The organism is Mesorhizobium sp. WSM4819 (assembly GCF_055811215.1).
This window is the reverse complement of sequence record NZ_JBVVQO010000065.1, coordinates 1-16,544: the sequence shown is the minus strand read 5'-3', so window position 1 is coordinate 16,544 and position 16,544 is coordinate 1. Positions and strand designations below refer to the sequence as shown.

18 protein-coding genes are annotated in these 16,544 nt (G+C 60.8%); 13 read left to right on the top strand and 5 right to left on the bottom strand.

Translation table 11 applies throughout. From position 1 onward, the window contains the following. Positions 1-96 precede the first annotated feature (96 nt). Positions 97-909 carry a helix-turn-helix domain-containing protein gene (locus AC0L18_RS31915; RefSeq protein ID WP_473495674.1) on the bottom strand — a complete coding sequence of 271 codons (813 nt, stop codon included), beginning with the start codon at positions 907-909 and terminating at the stop codon, positions 97-99. A 123-nt stretch (positions 910-1,032) separates the two neighbouring features. Here AC0L18_RS31915 and AC0L18_RS31910 point away from each other — a divergent pair, with 123 nt between their 5' ends. Beyond that, a complete protein-coding gene (locus tag AC0L18_RS31910; protein WP_473495673.1) occupies positions 1,033-1,275 on the top strand; it encodes a hypothetical protein in 243 nt (80 codons plus the stop codon). 141 nt (positions 1,276-1,416) lie between these two features. Further along, positions 1,417-1,749: a putative quinol monooxygenase gene (locus tag AC0L18_RS31905; protein ID WP_473495672.1), complete on the top strand. Its 333-nt coding sequence runs from the start codon at positions 1,417-1,419 to the stop codon at positions 1,747-1,749. A 614-nt stretch (positions 1,750-2,363) separates the two neighbouring features. Here the strand turns inward: AC0L18_RS31905 and AC0L18_RS31900 are convergent. Beyond that, positions 2,364-3,155 (bottom strand): phytanoyl-CoA dioxygenase family protein, encoded by a 792-nt coding sequence (locus tag AC0L18_RS31900; protein WP_473495671.1) that lies wholly within the window; start codon positions 3,153-3,155, stop codon positions 2,364-2,366. A 349-nt stretch (positions 3,156-3,504) separates the two neighbouring features. Here AC0L18_RS31900 and AC0L18_RS31895 point away from each other — a divergent pair, with 349 nt between their 5' ends. Together AC0L18_RS31895 and AC0L18_RS31890 are read left to right on the top strand one after the other, a co-directional pair. Beyond that, a complete protein-coding gene (locus AC0L18_RS31895) occupies positions 3,505-4,293 on the top strand; it encodes a nucleotidyl transferase AbiEii/AbiGii toxin family protein (protein WP_473495670.1) in 789 nt (262 codons plus the stop codon). A gap of 968 nt (positions 4,294-5,261) precedes the next feature. After that, positions 5,262-5,726, top strand: a complete 465-nt coding sequence (locus AC0L18_RS31890) for a hypothetical protein (RefSeq protein WP_473495669.1) — start codon at positions 5,262-5,264, stop codon at positions 5,724-5,726. Here AC0L18_RS31890 and AC0L18_RS31885 read toward each other — a convergent pair. Then, positions 5,654-5,965 carry a phage integrase N-terminal SAM-like domain-containing protein gene (locus AC0L18_RS31885; protein WP_473495668.1) on the bottom strand — a complete coding sequence of 104 codons (312 nt, stop codon included), beginning with the start codon at positions 5,963-5,965 and terminating at the stop codon, positions 5,654-5,656. The two genes, AC0L18_RS31890 and AC0L18_RS31885, sit on opposite strands and share 73 nt — an antisense overlap. 525 nt (positions 5,966-6,490) lie before the next feature. Between AC0L18_RS31885 and AC0L18_RS31880 the strand changes: the two genes are divergently transcribed. The 9 genes from AC0L18_RS31880 (at position 6,491) to AC0L18_RS31840 (ending at position 14,154) form a co-directional block, all read left to right on the top strand. Beyond that, entirely contained in the window at positions 6,491-6,817 is a 327-nt protein-coding gene (locus AC0L18_RS31880; protein WP_363217477.1) for a hypothetical protein, read from the top strand. 9 nt (positions 6,818-6,826) lie between these two features. Next, entirely contained in the window at positions 6,827-7,483 is a 657-nt protein-coding gene (locus AC0L18_RS31875; RefSeq protein ID WP_473495667.1) for an ABC transporter ATP-binding protein, read from the top strand. Next, positions 7,480-9,879 carry an FtsX-like permease family protein gene (locus tag AC0L18_RS31870; protein WP_473495666.1) on the top strand — a complete coding sequence of 800 codons (2,400 nt, stop codon included), beginning with the start codon at positions 7,480-7,482 and terminating at the stop codon, positions 9,877-9,879. Before AC0L18_RS31875 ends, AC0L18_RS31870 begins: the two co-directional genes overlap by 4 nt. Next, entirely contained in the window at positions 9,869-10,915 is a 1,047-nt protein-coding gene (locus AC0L18_RS31865) for a lipocalin-like domain-containing protein (protein WP_473495665.1), read from the top strand. Before AC0L18_RS31870 ends, AC0L18_RS31865 begins: the two co-directional genes overlap by 11 nt. Before the next feature lie 182 nt (positions 10,916-11,097). Next, complete coding sequence (locus AC0L18_RS31860; RefSeq protein ID WP_473495664.1) at positions 11,098-11,313, top strand: hypothetical protein; 216 nt, start codon at positions 11,098-11,100, stop codon at positions 11,311-11,313. A 272-nt stretch (positions 11,314-11,585) separates the two neighbouring features. After that, on the top strand, positions 11,586-11,882 hold the full coding sequence (locus AC0L18_RS31855) for a PRC-barrel domain-containing protein (RefSeq protein WP_473495663.1): 297 nt from the start codon (positions 11,586-11,588) through the stop codon (positions 11,880-11,882). A gap of 353 nt (positions 11,883-12,235) precedes the next feature. After that, positions 12,236-12,625 (top strand): hypothetical protein, encoded by a 390-nt coding sequence (locus tag AC0L18_RS31850; RefSeq protein ID WP_473495662.1) that lies wholly within the window; start codon positions 12,236-12,238, stop codon positions 12,623-12,625. 22 nt (positions 12,626-12,647) lie between these two features. Next, positions 12,648-13,397 carry a DUF982 domain-containing protein gene (locus AC0L18_RS31845; protein ID WP_473495661.1) on the top strand — a complete coding sequence of 250 codons (750 nt, stop codon included), beginning with the start codon at positions 12,648-12,650 and terminating at the stop codon, positions 13,395-13,397. Positions 13,398-13,854: 457 nt separating this feature from the next. Then, positions 13,855-14,154 carry a DUF1236 domain-containing protein gene (locus AC0L18_RS31840; protein WP_473495660.1) on the top strand — a complete coding sequence of 100 codons (300 nt, stop codon included), beginning with the start codon at positions 13,855-13,857 and terminating at the stop codon, positions 14,152-14,154. Between the two features lie 631 nt (positions 14,155-14,785). On the opposite strand, the gene AC0L18_RS31835 is transcribed toward AC0L18_RS31840, so the two are convergent. Further along, positions 14,786-15,034, bottom strand: coding sequence for a hypothetical protein (locus AC0L18_RS31835; RefSeq protein WP_473495659.1), 249 nt, complete (start codon positions 15,032-15,034; stop codon positions 14,786-14,788). 1,081 nt (positions 15,035-16,115) lie between these two features. Beyond that, a partial coding sequence (locus tag AC0L18_RS31830; RefSeq protein ID WP_473495657.1) for a recombinase family protein occupies positions 16,116-16,544 on the bottom strand: 429 nt, incomplete at its 5' end.

Here is a 16,544-nt window from a genome sequence, read left to right as displayed (position 1 = left end):
GCCATGGCCGCCCCTCGCCTCAGAGTAAGGGCTGCTCTCTCTCCAGAGCTTTTTGCAGAACCTTCAGGACACTATCCCAGCGCTTGACCCTCGCTACTAAGCGACTGGAACCTGCCGCGACGCGGAAGGCGATGAAGCGATGGCCAAACGGGTCGCTTCGTCGGCCGGGTAGAGCATTTCCAGGGCGATTTCGGAGAGGCGTACATCGGCCGGGGTGCCAAAGACCGTGATGGTGCTGAGGAACGACAGGAGGCCAAGGCGCGTCTGGATTTGTAAGGGCAGTGCTAGCGCCTGCTCCCCGGCATGCCCCTTCGACAGCTTCCGTGTCGGCGAATAGAGCTGCTCGCCTTCTCTCAGCAAAACCATGAGCCCGGTGTCGGCCGTCAGGTCGATTTCGTGGCGCAGACGGGCGAGCAAGTGCTCCGCCCAGAGCTCCAGGTTGACAATGCGCGGCGCGAGCCCGCCCGGATGAAGGGTAAGGCGCATGACGTTTACCGGCGGCTCCAGCAGTTCGGGGATGACGCCCTCATAGAGTTCGGGCACCGCGGCGTTTGACATGCAGACGTTCCAATGCCGGTCAATGGCAAAGGCAGGGAATGGCTTGTGTGCTTCCAATGTGGTCGCGATGGCAGACTTAATGTGGATGGGAAGCTCATTTACCTCCCCGACCCCGAACTGTGGCGCGAACCCCGCCGCCCGCAGCCACGTGTTCCTCTCCCGCAGGGGCATGTCGAGCTCTTCCGCCAATCTTAGCACGAGCCCTCTGCCGGCATTGGCCCGACCGAGTTCCACAAAACCCAAATGGCGCGCGGAGACGTCCGCCCGCAGCGCCAACTCGAGCTGCGAAAACCGGCGTCGCTTTCGCCACAACCGCAACTGGCTCCCGAATGTCTCCACCGATTGCGTCACGTCACGCCTCTGTGCCCTGGTGCTAACGAACCGCAGGTGCTGCAGAAACTACCTGCCAGGTAGTCGACTTGACTACCATCCCATCCCAATCTTGGCCGTGATTTTTCGATAGGAGACATACTCATGGTAGGAAACAATTTGGCTCTGGCGGAGCGCTACATCGCGGCCTGGAACGAACCAGATCCGGTGGAACGGCGCCGGCGGGTGGAGGAACTCTGGGGGCCGGATGGATGGCACTTCACACCGACCCGTGAGTTCCAAGGCTATGAGGCACTGGAGGCGCGGATGAAGCTCATGCGAAGTTCGTTCGCGACGGTGACTACCGCTTCGAGGTCGATGGAGCGCCGCTGGAGCATCACGGTGTGATCAAGTTTCACTGGCGCATGGTTCATCAGGTCACAGGCGCCATCGATGCCCGGGGTTCGGATGTCCTTCAACTTGCCCAGGACGGCCGCATCGCTTCCGACCATCAGTTTACCGAACCCCTCGGGCGGAGGCCCTGAACCAATGTCCGTTACCTATGTCATTAAGTTTCGGGTCATCCCCGCCCAAAGGCCCTCGTTCCTCGCCTTGTTGCACGGCGTGCTCGACGCAATGCGCGAAGAAGCAACGTTCGAGGAGGCGGTTCTGCATCAGGATCCGGAATCACCAGACACCTTCATGCTTTACGAGACCTGGCAGGACCACGAGGACGTCCTGCGGGTACAGTTGCTTCGTCCCTACCGGAGGGCCTGGCATGATGCCCTTCCAGACGTACTTGAGGGAGAGCGAGAGATTTCCACTTGGCAACCCATTCGCGCCGACCGGGCACCGCGCAGGAACGACGCCATTGAGCCATAGTCCCGGCGGCTGTGTAACCAGTTCGTCGCGCGTCAGTCTATTGCGGGAGGAGGTTCGGCAAGTGACCGACGCCGGCCGCCGTTGCACGGCTATATGTATTACATTGGGAGATCCCGAAGGTCTCCCAATTTACCCGGTACAAAGCTGATGTTAGCTTGATCGACATTGTCGAGCGGCTGATAACAATTGCCTCCCATCCCTTGCCGTCGCTCCGATTTGGTTCGGAGGTATCTGCACTGATTGGCGGCCTCGCGCTGCTCAGGCTCGATAGGGCTACTCTCGTGGCGCGGCTCGCTGTCAGCCGCTGTGTCTTGGTTGTGCTCCATGCAGGTTGTTCACTATTCTCCGCGGAGCCTGCCATGCGCGACGCGTATCACCGCCGAACGGCAGCTTTCGGGAATCAGCAAATACGCTCCGAACGACCACGATAAGGGTCGGAAGCCGCCGAGCAGCGATGCGCCCCCTATCGGTCTTTAGACATACGCTAATGGCAGGCCACAAGCTGACCCGAGTGAACGGGCGAGACCATGCGTTGACGCCCACAAATCGCCCGCATTAGCGGACTTTCCCAAGGCAGGTGGAGCCCGGAACGGTATGTCCCTGGCCCCTTGATTTTAGAACTCCATCCCAATCGCCCTGCGGATTGCTATTTGCACCGCAGACGGTGGTAGCGACGGGTCAAACTCACCCTTCGGCAGTAGCGGGGGTTGGGCCATGAAACGAGGCTTGGCTCCGCAATGCGGTTGCGCAGAGTGGACCAAGAAGGGATGGCAGAGATAAACGGTCCCAGCTTCTCCGGTCGCCAGCACTTCTTCGCAGTCTGCAGTCGATGCGAAGCCGTCAGCGGCCAGTTCGCCGAGCGTGAGGCCACCCTCTCCAAATGGCAGCAACTGCTCGGCGATCGCGCGATGCGACCCTTTGCGGATCTTGGTCGGCGCATCCAGTTCCCCAACATCGGAGAAGAGGAACAACATGAGCAGGGCGCGGCCGCTGCTTTTCACGTTGACCCGCCACTGCATGAAATCGGGGTTGTCGGTTCCGAAGCTGGCATCGACGTGCCATCCCGCATCACCCGGATCGTTTGGCGAGGGGAAACGGACCGGGAAGGTTCCCAGGCCACTGGGTCTCAACCAACGGCCCTCGCCGACCAAGGCATCGTACGATGCGTGCAGGAGCGGGGTGTTGGCGGCGTTGACGAAAAGCTTGCCCGTCATGAAGCCGAACCGGACAACTGGCTGCTTCCATGTCTCGGGCGCGTCAGGGGAAAGGCCCATCGCGCTCCAAAGCTGGTCCCGCCCTTGTCGGGCCAGATCGCCATCGAAGGCACCTTTTAGTTTGATATATCCATGTTCAATGAAGTGCGCGATCTGAGCCTGGCTCAGACCGGAATGGGAAGCTTCCGACATTCAATAATTCTCCGCACGGCCTCCACGCGGGATAGGCCGTTATGATCTGAAAGGGCACCTATGTGCCGCGACGATTGTGGGTCGTCCAGCTCAGCGGGAAGAATGTGGACTTAAACATCATGATTGGGCGTGCTTAGCAGTTGAACTTTTTTCTTGCAACAATGGATAGTCGCGGAGCCAGATAGCGATGTCCGCTTTCCAGAAAACTGCGGAATGGATCAAATGGCTGATATGGGGCGCAAAGCGGACCGGTAGGGTAGGGCCCGAGAGCTGGTGCAAACAGGGCTGCAACGCGTGATGCTCTTTAGTGGATGTTGCGAATGACGCTGTCGATGCCGAGCTCACAGCAATGGAAATCAACAACGCTTGTCTCAGCGCACAGGCCGCATGCGGCGTGGAGTTTCTGATTCATCGGAACACTTTTGAGCTCGGTCCGATGGTGGACAGCACGCGCCACTCTTACAAAGGACGGGTGTACTTCACCGACTTCTTCGGCGTTCAAGACGACTTGACCATCAGTGTCAAACTCGATGTGACCGACTTCGATCGACTTCACCTGCCTTCCACTACCCGCAGGCTTATCCATCCGTACTCGGACGCAGACGTTTGTTCGGCCGAGATTACCTGCATGGCCCTGGAAGAGGTGATTGCCACCAAACTGAAGTGCCTCATCCAGCGCCGCCATTCCCATGACCTATTCGATTTGGTCTACTCGACGTTTATCGACCGCTCGATCGACTTAGACCGCGGATTGGTCCTTCGCACGTTCTCGGACAAGACCATTTTCAGTGCCAGCCCGGCCGCGGCCAAAAGCATATTGCTTGGCATTCCCTTGACGTTTTTCGGCGGCGTTTGGGACAAGTACATCAAATGTCCGAAAGCGACGCGCTTTGATTTTAGTCACGCGACGGAAGGGTTCAGGGATGCCATCGAGCAGCTGTTCGGTGGGATCGGCAGTGGAGGTTGGGGAGAACAACTTTACTATGGACCGGAACATCGCAACCTCATCATGGAGGCCGGCGCTGCCAGGAAACTACGACAATTAGGATGGGTATGGGAAAACGGAACCCGCTCGATACTGCTTACGTTGATCTCCAACATCGAAGAAGTCGGAGAGCTACAATGGTACGCGGACTAATTTTATGGCTGTTGGGAGTTCCACTGGTCGTGATCATCTTGCTTTACCTGTTTAATGTCCTGTGACGTGGCCTTGCGGGGCGCGCGACGGCATCATGGCCTTAGAACGAGGGCTATGCCCACTCCAAGGATAGGTCATCGCGCGCAGTCGAGAAGAAGCGTCCGGCATCGCGATTGGCGTGAACGGACCGGACCTGATGAGCAGTTTTGCGTTGCCACTTGGCTGCCTTATGTTTGCGATCGCGGAGGAGAGGATCACATGTTCCACCAACGCAGCGCTGGGCACCCGACGGGTCGCCTCCGACCACCAGAACCGCTCCACTCGCGATTGGCGGCGCTGTGTAATCAGAAGCGCTACCTGTGCATTCCGGGAACGAGAAATTCAAAGGCTGGCCACTGACGTCCATCGAGCGACTCGCGGCCCGAAAGTCGCATTAGATGCAGTGTCGAACCTTACGAATGTCGGCACGGTTTTGGCGATCGCCTAAGCGCGGAAAGCAGGGCGGCAGGTGGCACAAACCGCCGAAACCTCCGGCGGAAGTCCGTCACCCGAAATCATAGCCGCCACGGCCTTGGCCGCAGGCATACCCTACGCCGCTAGCTTTGCCACTTACCCGTAAGCAGACATTGACAGGAAACATTTGGAGGTCGCGGTTGCGCCATAAACCTGTCATTCGCGGCGCTTCTCCAAACCTTCCCTTTGCGCAACGGCCCAAGCCGACCCAACGCATCGTTCGGTCATGCCACAAGATCCCGCATCGGGCGGAAGACCAGTCTTTTTTGCCTGTCCCCAAACTAGGGTCTTCAACAGCCAGATCAAAGGGCTGTAGTTGAATTCGCGAATTCGACGCCCGAATACACGCGCCGACATGTTGCTTAGACGTGTTTCGCGGACTTATACTGGATGATTGGCGAGCCTGCCCGGCACGCAGCCGGGGTGGCAGCCCGGCTCTACGGTGGAGGTTTACCATGAAAATTACATCGCTAGTGGCTCTCTTTACGCTGTGCTCGGTTCCCGTAATTGCAGCAGACTTCCCGAAAAGTGGAGAGGCGGAATACGATACTTACTACGTATTCGAGACCGTGGCCAAAGTGGACAGCGGCGTTGGCACAGGGGGAATAGACGAATTCACCGGTCTCACGCGTAACGTCAAAGGGGATGGCCCGTTCCATGACATGTCGGTGCACTGCCTTGGGCACTGGACGATGATCAAGGATGATTTTAACTTCGATGGCAGTTGTGTCGAAACCGACAAGGACGGCGACAACGTCTTCACAATGTTCGATAACCAGAACCACTACATCGTCGGGGGCACAGGAAAGTACGAAGGAATTACAGGAAAGGCCCCCTACACCCCGGTTCAGCTACACGAAACGGTTGGCGGTCGAATCGGACGCGTGGTCAACCATAAGGCGTCCTGGGAGATCAAGTAGGCCTGAGTTTCGGACACTGACCCTGGGCGGCCCGGGTACGGGGCTCTGCGCCCGCGCCCGGATCGTCGTAGGTCGTCGGCCGTGGCCGTATCCGGAGATCGGCCGAGGAAGCTGGCGAACCTTCCGACATCGCGGAGATAGTTGCGCTGCGTCTCCTTGCCGAACCGGCGCAGGGTCATATCGTCGATCAGCCGCTGGCGCAGCGGGCTGATCGGAGCTTCGAGAACAGGATGGGTCATGGTCAGGCTCCTTGTTGAAGAAGCCCGTCATGCTCTGCCGCCGCCGAACAACGCTCAATGCAGGCGCGACGACCGGTTCCTGATCTCTACCTCAACCGCAGGCGCCCTCCCGCGCAGCGGGTTCGTTCCCCGGCCCCTAATGCGACACATTTGGTTCTCGGCTCGGAAGGGTCGCTCTTGGCACAACTGAGCCCATGACGAACAGCGGATCCCAGCATGTGCGCGAAGGCATTATGGCTTGTTCGATGTTTGTTCGCCCAAAGTCGCGTTAGGTTGCATTGTGGAGTGCATAGCATCGTCGATCCGGTGGTTAAGCCGTGGGTCGAATCTCATCCTTCCCCAGACGCACGAACGATCTGTCACCGGCCTGCGAAAACGCCTTCGTGCTCTCCCTGTCCTGCCCTGTCTATTGGGTAGAACCCGCGAAGACTTTTCCAGACTATGCAGGGAGGCCGGAGTTCAGCGATGGCGGTTGAATGAACATCACCCGCAGGGACATTCGTTAAGGTGGCCGCAGGCTCCCCGATGGCCCTCGCCTGGCCGGGAAAGACGCTCGCCGCGACGCCCGCCCCGCTGACGCGCACCATCCCTTCCACCGGCAAGGCGATTTCGGCGGTCGGGCTGGGCACCTGGATCACTTTCAAGGTTGGCGACGACCCGGTGCTGCGCGATGAATGCGCCGACGTGATCGCCGCCTTCTTCGAAGTGGGCGAGAAGACAAAGTCTGGTGGTTGGTTCTACGCGACAATTGTCGGCTTCCCGCTTGAAACCAGCTGCGGTCTTGCAGGGCAGCAGCGCTTCCTCTGGGGAATTATCAACTGCAGCGCTTTTCCTTTTCGCCACAGACTGTAGCTGTGGTGCATGCTGCTTTCGATCGAAGACCTGCTGAAATCCTATCCCGGCCCGGAAGGCCCGGTGCCGGTCCTGCGGGGCGTGACACTCTCGCTCGACGCCGGCGAGACGCTGGCGCTGACCGGGGAATCCGGTTCGGGCAAGAGCACGCTGCTCCACCTCGTGGCAGGACTGGACGCTGCCGACGGCGGGCGCATCGGGCTTGATGGGCAGGAGGTCACCGCGCTCGACGACAGTGGTCGCGCCCGGCTCAGGCGAAGCACGGTGGGCATCATCTTCCAGCAGTTCAACCTCATCCCCTCCCTGGACGTCGCCGCCAACATCGCCTTTCAGGCACGTCTGATCGGCACGCCGGAACCGCAGGAGCTTTCACGACTGGCCCACGCACTGGGCCTGGAGCCGCAACTGCGGAAATACCCCGAGCAGTTGTCCGGCGGCCAGCAGCAGCGCGTGGCGATCGCCCGCGCGCTCGCGGCGCGGCCGAAGCTGATCCTCGCGGATGAGCCGACCGGCAACCTCGACGAGGCGACGGCGGACGGGGTGATGGAGCAATTCCTCGCGCTCGTGGCGGAGACCGGCGCAGCGCTCCTGATGGTCACCCACTCCCCGCGTCTTGCAGCACGTCTCGGGCGCCGGGCGCATCTCAGCCAGGGCCGCCTTGCATGACCGGCGCTGTCCTCGAGGCACTGGCTTCGCACTGGCGACGCAACCGGCTTCAATTGCTGACGCTGGTGCTCGGCCTCGCGCTGGCGACGGCCCTCTGGTCAGGCGTGCAGGCGATCAACGCCGAGGCACGCGCGAGCTATGATGCAGCCGCCGCTACGCTGGCCGAAGGCCGGTTCCACCAGCTGATGCCGCGCGAGGGGGATTCGATGCCCCAGGCGCTTTTCGTCGCGTTGCGCCGTGCCGGCTGGCTGGTCAGTCCGGTGGTGGAGGGAAGGCTGCGCGTCGGCGGCACCGCCGTGAGGCTGGTCGGCGTCGATCCGCTGACCGCGCCGCCGAGTTCCGCTGCAAGCGAAGCACTGGCCCGCACCGACCTCAACCGCTTCTTGCGCGCGGAAACGCTGGTCGCCGGCCCGGAAATGGCCGCGCTCCTTGAGGCGAACATGCCCAATCCGGTTCTGGTCGATCAGGCGGTCGCGCCGGGCAGCGTGCTCGCCGATATCGGCGTCGTCCAGAAGCTGCTTGGCCGCGCCGGGCGCATCAGCCGCCTGATCGTCCTGCCGGAGCAGCCCTTGCGGCAACAGCCGCTGGCGGATATCGCACCGGACCTCGTACTCCAGCGTGCGGACGGTGCGACCGATGTCGGCCGGCTCACCGACAGCTTCCATCTCAACCTCACGGCGTTTGGCTTCCTCAGCTCCGCGGTAGGCATCTTCATCGTCCACGGTGCGATCGGCCTTGCTTTCGAGCAGCGGCGTGGCGTGATCCGCACCCTGCGCGCCCTCGGCGTGCCGCTCCGCCGTCTGGTCGTCCTGATGATCGCCGAGCTTGTCGTGCTGGCGACGCTTGCCGGCGCGCTCGGCATCGCGCTCGGCTATCTCATCGCAGCGCTCCTGCTGCCGGACGTGGCCGCGACGATACGGGGCCTCTATGGCGCCGACGTTGCAGGCACGCTGCAGATCCGCCCGGCATGGTGGCTTTCGGGAATCGCCATGGCGCTCGCCGGCGCATTGCTCGCCGCCGCGAGCGCGTTGTGGCGGCTGGCGCGGATGCCAGTCGTTGCGAGCGCCGGCGGCCGCGCCTGGGCGCTGGGCTCGGGACGGACGCGAACGCTCCAGGCCGCAGCCGCGGTCGTGCTGCTCGCGGCGGCGGGCGTGCTGGCCGTCACTGGGGGCGGGCTAGCCGCCTGCTTCGCGCTGCTTGCCTGTCTACTGCTCGGCGCAGCACTTGCACTGCCGCCTTGCCTGGCGGCAATCCTTCGTCTTGGCGAAGCACAAGCCGTTCGCGCCATGGCGCAATGGTTCTGGGCCGATACGCGTCAGCAACTGCCCGGCCTCGGGCTTGCACTGATGGCCCTGCTGCTAGCCATGGCTGCGAATGTCGGTGTTTCCACCATGGTCTCGAGCTTCCGCCTGACCTTTGTCGGCTTCCTCGACCAGCGCCTGTCAGCCGAACTGTACATCGATGCGGACGCGGTCGCGGACCGGGCGGCTCTGGAACGTTTTCTCGAGGCGCACGCTGACGCCGTGCTGCCGATCATGTCGGTCGAAGCGACGCTCGCCGGCTTGCCGGCCGAGATTTTCGGGGTGCGGGTCGGCTACACCTACCGCGAAAACTGGCGCTTCCTCGACGCAATCCCCGCCGTCTGGGACGAGATCGAAGCGGGCAGGGCGGTCGTAATCAACGAGCAGCTCTCGCGCCGCGCCGCGCTGCACGTCGGTCACACGCTGGCGCTCGGCCCCGGGCTGTCGCTGCCGGTCGCGGGCGTCGTCGGCGATTACGGAAATCCCATCGGCCAGGCCATCGTCGGCGAGGCGCTGTTTCGCCAGACGTTCCCGGCCATCGAGCCGAGCCGCTATGGCGTTCGCACCGGCAATCCTCAGGGCCTGCGCCGGGCGCTCACGGAGGCGTTCGACGTTCCACCCGCGCGCATCATCGACCAGGCGGCGATCAAGGCGTTCTCGCTGTCGGTGTTCGAGCGCACCTTCTCCGTGACTGATGCGCTGAACGTGCTGACGCTGGCGGTTGCCGCGTTTGCAATCCTGATGAGCCTGCTCACGCTGGCGGCGATGCGACTGCCGCAGATGGCGCCCGTATGGGCGATGGGGACCACCCAGCGCCGGCTTGCCGGGCTAGAAATCCTGCGTACCATCCTGCTTGCCTCGATCACGGCCGTGTTGGCCTTGCCGCTGGGCCTGGCGCTCGCCTGGGTCTTGCTTGCCATTGTCAATGTCGAGGCGTTCGGCTGGCGCCTGCCGATGTACCTGTTTCCAGTCGAATACATCCGCCTGATGCTCTTCGCGCTCGCCGCCGCGCTGCTCGCTGCGCTCTGGCCAGCGTGGCGGCTGTCGCGCATGGAGCCGACCGGGCTGCTGAGGATATTCGCCAATGAACGCTAGGGCGCTTATTTTCCTGCTGCTGGGTGTCGGCAATGCCTTCGCCCAGGGCTTTGCCGGGCTCGGCACAGACGCCGAAGGCTTCGCCGTTCCGGAACCGGGCAAACGGTTCGAGTTCCCGCAGGATCATGGAGCCCATCCGGACTACCGGATCGAGTGGTGGTATCTGACCGCGAACCTCACCGGGCCCGACGGCGCGGACTACGGCCTGCAATGGACGCTGTTCCGCTCGGCGCTCGCGCCGGGCGAGGCCGAGGGATGGGAGAGCCCGCAGGTGTGGTTCGGCCATGCCGCTGTGACCAGCGCCGCGACCCACCTCTCCACGGAGCGTTTCGCGCGCGGCGGCATCGGCCAGGCGGGTGTGATTGCCAAGCCCTTCGCGGCCTGGATCGACGCCTGGCAGATGGAGGGCGACAGCCTGGACCGACTTCAGCTCAGCGCGATCGGCAATGACTTCGCCTACGACATCGCGATGCATGCCGAAGGCCCGCTCGTCTTCCACGGCGCCGGCGGCTACTCGGTCAAGTCGGCGAAAGGACAGGCGAGCTACTACTATTCCCAGCCCTTTTTCTCAGTTGAGGGAAAGATTAGTCTGCCGGAAGGTGAGATCCGGGTGCGCGGCACCGCGTGGCTCGATCGCGAATGGTCGTCGCAGCCGCTGGCGGACGACCAAAACGGTTGGGATTGGTTCTCGCTTTCCTTTGACACAGGCGAGAAGCTGATGGGTTTCCGCCTGCGCGATGCCGCTGACAGCGGCTTCACCTCCGCCACCTGGATCGCGGCGGACGGTGCCGTGACGCCCTACGGCGACGGCAAGCTCGTTGCGACCCCGCTGGAGACGAGCTGGGTAGAGGGGCGCGAAATTCCTACGCGCTGGCGTCTCGTCTTGCCCGACCGTGCGCTCGACGTCACCGTCGGCGCGCTCAACTCTCAGGCCTGGATGGGTCTCAGCATCCCCTATTGGGAAGGTCCGGTGCGGGTGGCCGGCACACACCCTGGCAAGGGCTATCTTGAGATGACGGGCTACCAGCGGCGATGACCGTGGACCCCGGCTGTGCCTGCGCGTCAGATCGTCATGAACAACTCCCGGGATAATCGGCTCATAGGTCGAGACAAGCTGTTCGAAACGCACACGGGGGGATAGGCGAATGAGCATTCGTTCCGGACCTTAAAAGGAGACTGGTATGGATTGTCTTGGCCCATTATTCGACGGAGCTTGTGGTGCTTCGCATCGCGCTCATGGCAATTGCGTCAATCATTGCTGAGCAATCGGATGACCCAGATCGGGCATTGGCTGAAATGGAAGAGCGGGCACTGTCCACGTTCGATCATATGGAGATCGATTTTTCCGATTTCGATGGGGACATCGCTGTTGCCAAGTCTCACATGCGGTCGTCGCTGGCGTCTCTCTTTTCTGGGATATCGCTCGGCGGCTAACCCGCCATGAAAGCGATATACGCGACCGGCGTCCCGGCCGGCGGGATCGGCCGCAGATCCTTCATGACCAACTCGACGCGTCATCTAGGAGCGGCACGCCATAGTAGCTGCTCGACGCCTTGTCTCGCTCCGTCCCCATGCAGGGACGAGATTGGTCAGGCTGTCGCGAAACAGCGTAATGACGTTCGCCACGGCCTATCCTTTGAATAATCGTTCGGAACGGTTGGCCGTGCCGGGGGTTGCCTCAGACCAAATGAGAGGAGACCCCACAGATGGACCACACCAATCACGTACGGCTTACGAAGGCTGAACTGCGCGCTGACTTGCTAGAAGGAGCGACCATCTACGGTCGCGATGATGAGGAAATCAGTTCCGTCGACCACGTCCATGGAACCGGAGACCAGGCCCAGGTCGTCTTCGATGTTGGCGGGTTCCTCGGCATTGGCTCAAAGCGCGTCGCGCTATATGCGAGCCAGCTCGATTTCATGCGGGACGAAGACGGCACCGTGCATGCCCTCACGCAAATGACCACCGACCAGTTGAAGCAGTTGCCCGAGCACATTGACTGACGTCAGCAGCCTAACCGTCAGACATTGTCGAGCGTGAAGGTCGACCCCAGCGCCAGTTCGTTCAGAGCATGGCGAAGGCATCGACCTGGTCGTCAAACTGTCCATTCGGAAACGAGCAGACCTCGTCGAGGAATGTCTTGTTCCACCGGCCTCGCAAGAGCTTTGCGTTGCCGGCTTCCGCTTGGGCCGATGCCGGTTTCGCCCGCGTGGCCGCAACTGGTCACCAACATTGTTGCTGATCAACAATCCCTGCCGCCTTTTCTAAGGGCCTTGCCCGTGGCGCCAATCCAACGAGGGCCGCATTGGAGGTAGTAGGCCGCGTCAACAGGGTGACTGGCCGCCGAGAAGGTGGGGTGATCGGGCTCACCACAGTTCAGAGCGACTATGTTGCCCGAGCCCGCGATAAACTGCTTTCGGGCGAGCCCGACCAGTTGCGGGCCTATCTGAATCGGAAGCGACGCGACAAACGTTTCGACCGCACGATCACAGCTGCGACCCGAGATGGTAAACCAATCCCTACCAACCTGGTGGCGCGGATCATTGGCCGATATTCCGACAGCCTTTTGAAGCTTCGCGTCGACACGATTGGACTGCACGAGACGTTTGCCACGCTTGGAGCTTCGAAAGACATCGCATTTCAGCAGGCGATCGCCAAGGCTCGCATCTGGCATGAGCCCTCTGATGGTTGCCATTCAACAGGGTTCTCAGATCGCGACAATCTATGGGCCAAGCTGTCTGGGTAAGGCGCTTGCGGAGACAGGCCGGATGGCAGCTGCCACGGCCGTGCGCTTTGCCCCGCTCGTGGCAGTTCTGGCTGCCGGCTACGGGGCGTACAAGCTACTTCAGCAATATTCAGCTGAGGCAGCCGTTGCTATTGATTCAGCGACCGCAGCTCTTGCGGCTCAAGCCGCGCCTCTCAGCGAAGTGAAATCCGGAATTATCGAACTGGTGAGCCTGCAAGGGGAACATATGGCCGGAAGTTCGGGACGTGCAGTATGGTCTTGGTTCCCTCTTAAGATTGCTGCCGGTCGGGCGATGCTCCGATCAGCCCGCGCCATCCCCTCCGTGAGGCGCGGGGTTCTCCGTTCAGGGGAACCGAACGATCAAGGCCTCTTCGGACGTGCCATTTCAGCCTCGATCGTATCTGACAGCGGCGCTCTGAATTCACAACGATGCAACCACTCCCGTGTCTTCGCGTTTAGCCGCCTTCAATCCTGGCGAGCGACAAAGATGCCCACGTTCATTCCGATTACAATTTACCTGAATCACAAGCCGATAGTGGTCGCGTCGATACCCGAAGCTGCGAAAGCGCTTCAGCAACCATGGCCATTCATGGACAAGCCGTCCCGACTTGAAGCAATTCGAATGATCGAGGAATGCCTGGCCGGACACTGCACCCAACAAGCCGCGTTCGATGCCTTCAAGGCGGCCGCAAGTGAACAGGGGCTTCTTAAGCGAAGGCCTCCAAGCGCAGGCCTCAGGCAATTCGACGGGATTGCCGAAGACCTGATGTGAGGTGATGCTGCCTCGCGACCCTAAATCGCTGACCACCCGCCAAATCGAGGAATGGCGGGTGGTCTTTTATCGGCGCAGGAAGGGACGTAGCTGCGCAGATCTCAATTTCGTTTTTTCGGCCTCAACAGCCAATGTCCCCTAGCTAACGACTATTACAATCGCCAGGAACGTGATGGAAACGGCGAAGACCGGAGCGAGTAACCAGCGGGCTTGGTGGACACTATTCTCCATCGGCGTTCTCCCAGTGAACTCGCAGCGAGCAACGACTGTACGCAAAGGCGGTTCCGGGTGGCGCGCCTTGCCCGGCTGATACCGCGAAACAGGTCAGACTTAGGTCCTGCCGCGCCTCAGACCAAAGCCCAGCAAAAGGAACATTTGCAACAGCATGAGGTTTGGGGAGCCTGGCGCGCGAAGACGCGTTCAGCGGACCAAAGCTCACATAAAGGAGGCACCACTTATGAGAATGCGTCTTTCCACTGCAGCCGCGGGACTTCTGCTGCTGGCAAGTATCGGCGTCGCTGCCGCTCAGGACGTCATCATCGAGCCTGAACAGGAGACGGTCATCAGGGAATACGTGAAAAAGCAGCCGCTCGCATCGGTGAACCTCCCTGGAGTGGAGCTCAATATCGGCTCAACCCTACCCGAGACGGTCGAGCTCCATGAAGTCCCCGACACCAAATACCGCACCGTTGTCGTCGACAACCGGACCGTGGTCGTTGATCCGGGCACGCGCAAGATCATCAAAATCATCGAATGACCTAAGCGACTGAGAGGACAACCCGCCGTGCCGAAAGGTGCGGCGGCTTTCTTGTTGTGTCTGGGGACTGGCGACAATGGTTCGGGTCGGCAACAAAAGCGCTGTCCCGTCAGGTCGAGGATAAACGATGCAGGAAAGGCAAGGTTTAACTGATAAAGAAAAGCACGACAGACAGGAGCGCACGTCGGATGCTGCACGGGCATTAACAGACATTGAGCGCGTGGCACGAGAAGCAAAGACAGCTCGGCTGCGGGAGCAACGACTGAAGGCCGAAACTGCTCTTCCTACTGCATCGGCACCGAAACCGAAGAGGGATTGGAAGACCAAGAAGTCGTAGCTCCGAGCACCCCTCCAATCAGGCGCGGTTCTCTCCGCAGGCCGCGCCGGGTTCAATTTCGACGGCCGAAAGGTCGAGCGTGGATTATGGTGCGGGATTTTGAGCGGTTGATTAATTGCTCAGAGTAGGCGTCTGCAGCAATGCGATCCAACAGCTTACGGGATTCCAGTATCAGGCGGCGGGTATCGTTTATCGTCTGGCGAAGATCATCGATATCTGCGCGCGCGCGACTCTCATTCAATCGAGCGGCTTCCATTTCAAAATTGTCCCATATGGATAGCACAGTGGATGCTCCTAAGCGTCCGGCGACTTCAGCCGGTTTTTCAGTAGCCGAGCTTCCCGAAGTAGTGATGCCCGATCGGTGCCAATCAACTCGATCAGCTCGCGCGCTTGAGCTTCAGTTATTCCGGCTTCCTTGGCGAGGAACTGCGCCTGGAAATCCATCATTCGGTCGCGGTCGGACTTTTCTTCCTCGCCATGGTGAGCCTTTTCAGCCCTTAGATTGAACCGGAACGCCAGGCGGGAGGGTTTTGTTGCGATCAATGGCTCGAAACTTTCCAGGCATTTTCCGCTTTCTCTGGAACACATGCTTAAGATGAAAGTTCGGGAAGTGCAGCAATCTTGTTCCTCCCAACGATGGGCTGCAGATCGGCGATGCACCGATCCGCCCGCGTCCTTTCCTCATGGGGCGCGGGCTTTCAATTCACAAACGATCCAGGTTGATGTTCTGCTGACTCGGCATGATGAAGCACCTGGCCGAGATCGCGCATGTCGAAGTCCTGCCCACACACTGGACAATGCTCGAAATGCTGCGCCTCGGGCTTGATCGGCCGGTCGTGGTCCTTGCCTCGATATCGAGTGCGTTCGTCCGAAAGCGCAGAAGCCGACACTTCCCTATTTTGCCTCTTAAAACCCTGCGAGGGCACCCGCACTGTCATATCGGGCCCGGCGGGATGCTCTTCCGGCCTGTTGAAAGCGTGAAGCGGCCTCTTCTACTTCTCCCACATTGAGGTAAATACTGCGTGTCGCTGCCGAGCGTCATCAACGTGAATATGGCCATTCGTTCGGAGGGTGCGCCACCTTCGCCTCCAGTCTACAAGAGAGATACACCGGCAGTGTTCGGTAGGTGTTCGTGCGGCTATCAGAGAGTTTCGATAGCCTCATGCGCCGTCGCTGACCTCGGATGTACAGGCGGCGACGGACCTACCCGGCCATCGCCATTCCAACCGCTATGCCGGGATCAATAGCGAGGCCGGCAACGAGATGGCCAGCCAGATTGAGGGCACGTACGGAAGACAAAGGTCTGAACGGACGCGCCAGATCATCGACTGGGTGGGAATCGCCGGTTTTGTCGTTCTGTTCGGTGGGCCATTCTTGACCGCAACAACGCTTCCCGGCCAAAGACCTAGTGGCAGAAGCCTGACGGAAGGTACCAAACACCAGAGGCGGTGTCCGGCATCCATTCCGCTGACCAGCCCTGCCTGCGGAGTCGCTGCCAGCTGTAGTCGCACATATTCCTTTGACGAGGGGAATCGGATGTTCTGAGTCGTCGTGTGGATGGTCACCCCTTGGCTAATCCCCAATAGAGATTGTCGAAAGTACGGCAACTGCTAGTTACTCCCGCCTATAAAAGTTGGTTCGCAGAAGCTTGCCGCCCCAAAATGTTGCGCACGTTCGACACCTGCCATCGGTCATTGCGCGCTTTTCGAACGCCGCGGCTGTTCAGGGCGATGGCCAGGCCACGCAGGCTGGTGATGCCGGACCGTTGGATAGAGGCGATGATCGGCAGCACGGTCTGGGCAAATCGATCAGCCTCCCGGATCGAGATCTTCCGACCTCTCGCTGCAGCTTCCGCTGTGTTGGTCGGATTACCGAGCTTCATTCCAGTGGTCTTGCGAGAGGCGAGGGCGGCTTTGGTTCGCTCCGAGATCAATCGACGCTCCTTCTCGGCCAAAGCGGCGTAAAGGTGAAGCATAAACGGATCGGCATCGGCGCCAAGTTCGGCGACGATAAACGGGACCCGCTGGACCATCAGTCCGGCAACGAAGGCGAC

Excerpts from the sequence above, each read along its gene's own strand:
- AC0L18_RS31910 (WP_473495673.1), top strand. The coding sequence starts at position 1,033 with ATGGTAGGAAACAATTTGGCTCTGGCGGAGCGCTACATCGCGGCCTGG.
- AC0L18_RS31905 (WP_473495672.1), top strand. The coding sequence starts at position 1,417 with ATGTCCGTTACCTATGTCATTAAGTTTCGGGTCATCCCCGCCCAAAGG.
- AC0L18_RS31900 (WP_473495671.1), bottom strand. The coding sequence starts at position 3,155 with ATGTCGGAAGCTTCCCATTCCGGTCTGAGCCAGGCTCAGATCGCGCAC.
- AC0L18_RS31895 (WP_473495670.1), top strand. The coding sequence starts at position 3,505 with ATGGAAATCAACAACGCTTGTCTCAGCGCACAGGCCGCATGCGGCGTG.
- AC0L18_RS31890 (WP_473495669.1), top strand. The coding sequence starts at position 5,262 with ATGAAAATTACATCGCTAGTGGCTCTCTTTACGCTGTGCTCGGTTCCC.
- AC0L18_RS31885 (WP_473495668.1), bottom strand. The coding sequence starts at position 5,965 with ATGACCCATCCTGTTCTCGAAGCTCCGATCAGCCCGCTGCGCCAGCGG.
- AC0L18_RS31880 (WP_363217477.1), top strand. The coding sequence starts at position 6,491 with ATGGCCCTCGCCTGGCCGGGAAAGACGCTCGCCGCGACGCCCGCCCCG.
- AC0L18_RS31875 (WP_473495667.1), top strand. The coding sequence starts at position 6,827 with ATGCTGCTTTCGATCGAAGACCTGCTGAAATCCTATCCCGGCCCGGAA.
- AC0L18_RS31870 (WP_473495666.1), top strand. The coding sequence starts at position 7,480 with ATGACCGGCGCTGTCCTCGAGGCACTGGCTTCGCACTGGCGACGCAAC.
- AC0L18_RS31865 (WP_473495665.1), top strand. The coding sequence starts at position 9,869 with ATGAACGCTAGGGCGCTTATTTTCCTGCTGCTGGGTGTCGGCAATGCC.
- AC0L18_RS31855 (WP_473495663.1), top strand. The coding sequence starts at position 11,586 with ATGGACCACACCAATCACGTACGGCTTACGAAGGCTGAACTGCGCGCT.
- AC0L18_RS31845 (WP_473495661.1), top strand. The coding sequence starts at position 12,648 with ATGGCAGCTGCCACGGCCGTGCGCTTTGCCCCGCTCGTGGCAGTTCTG.
- AC0L18_RS31840 (WP_473495660.1), top strand. The coding sequence starts at position 13,855 with ATGAGAATGCGTCTTTCCACTGCAGCCGCGGGACTTCTGCTGCTGGCA.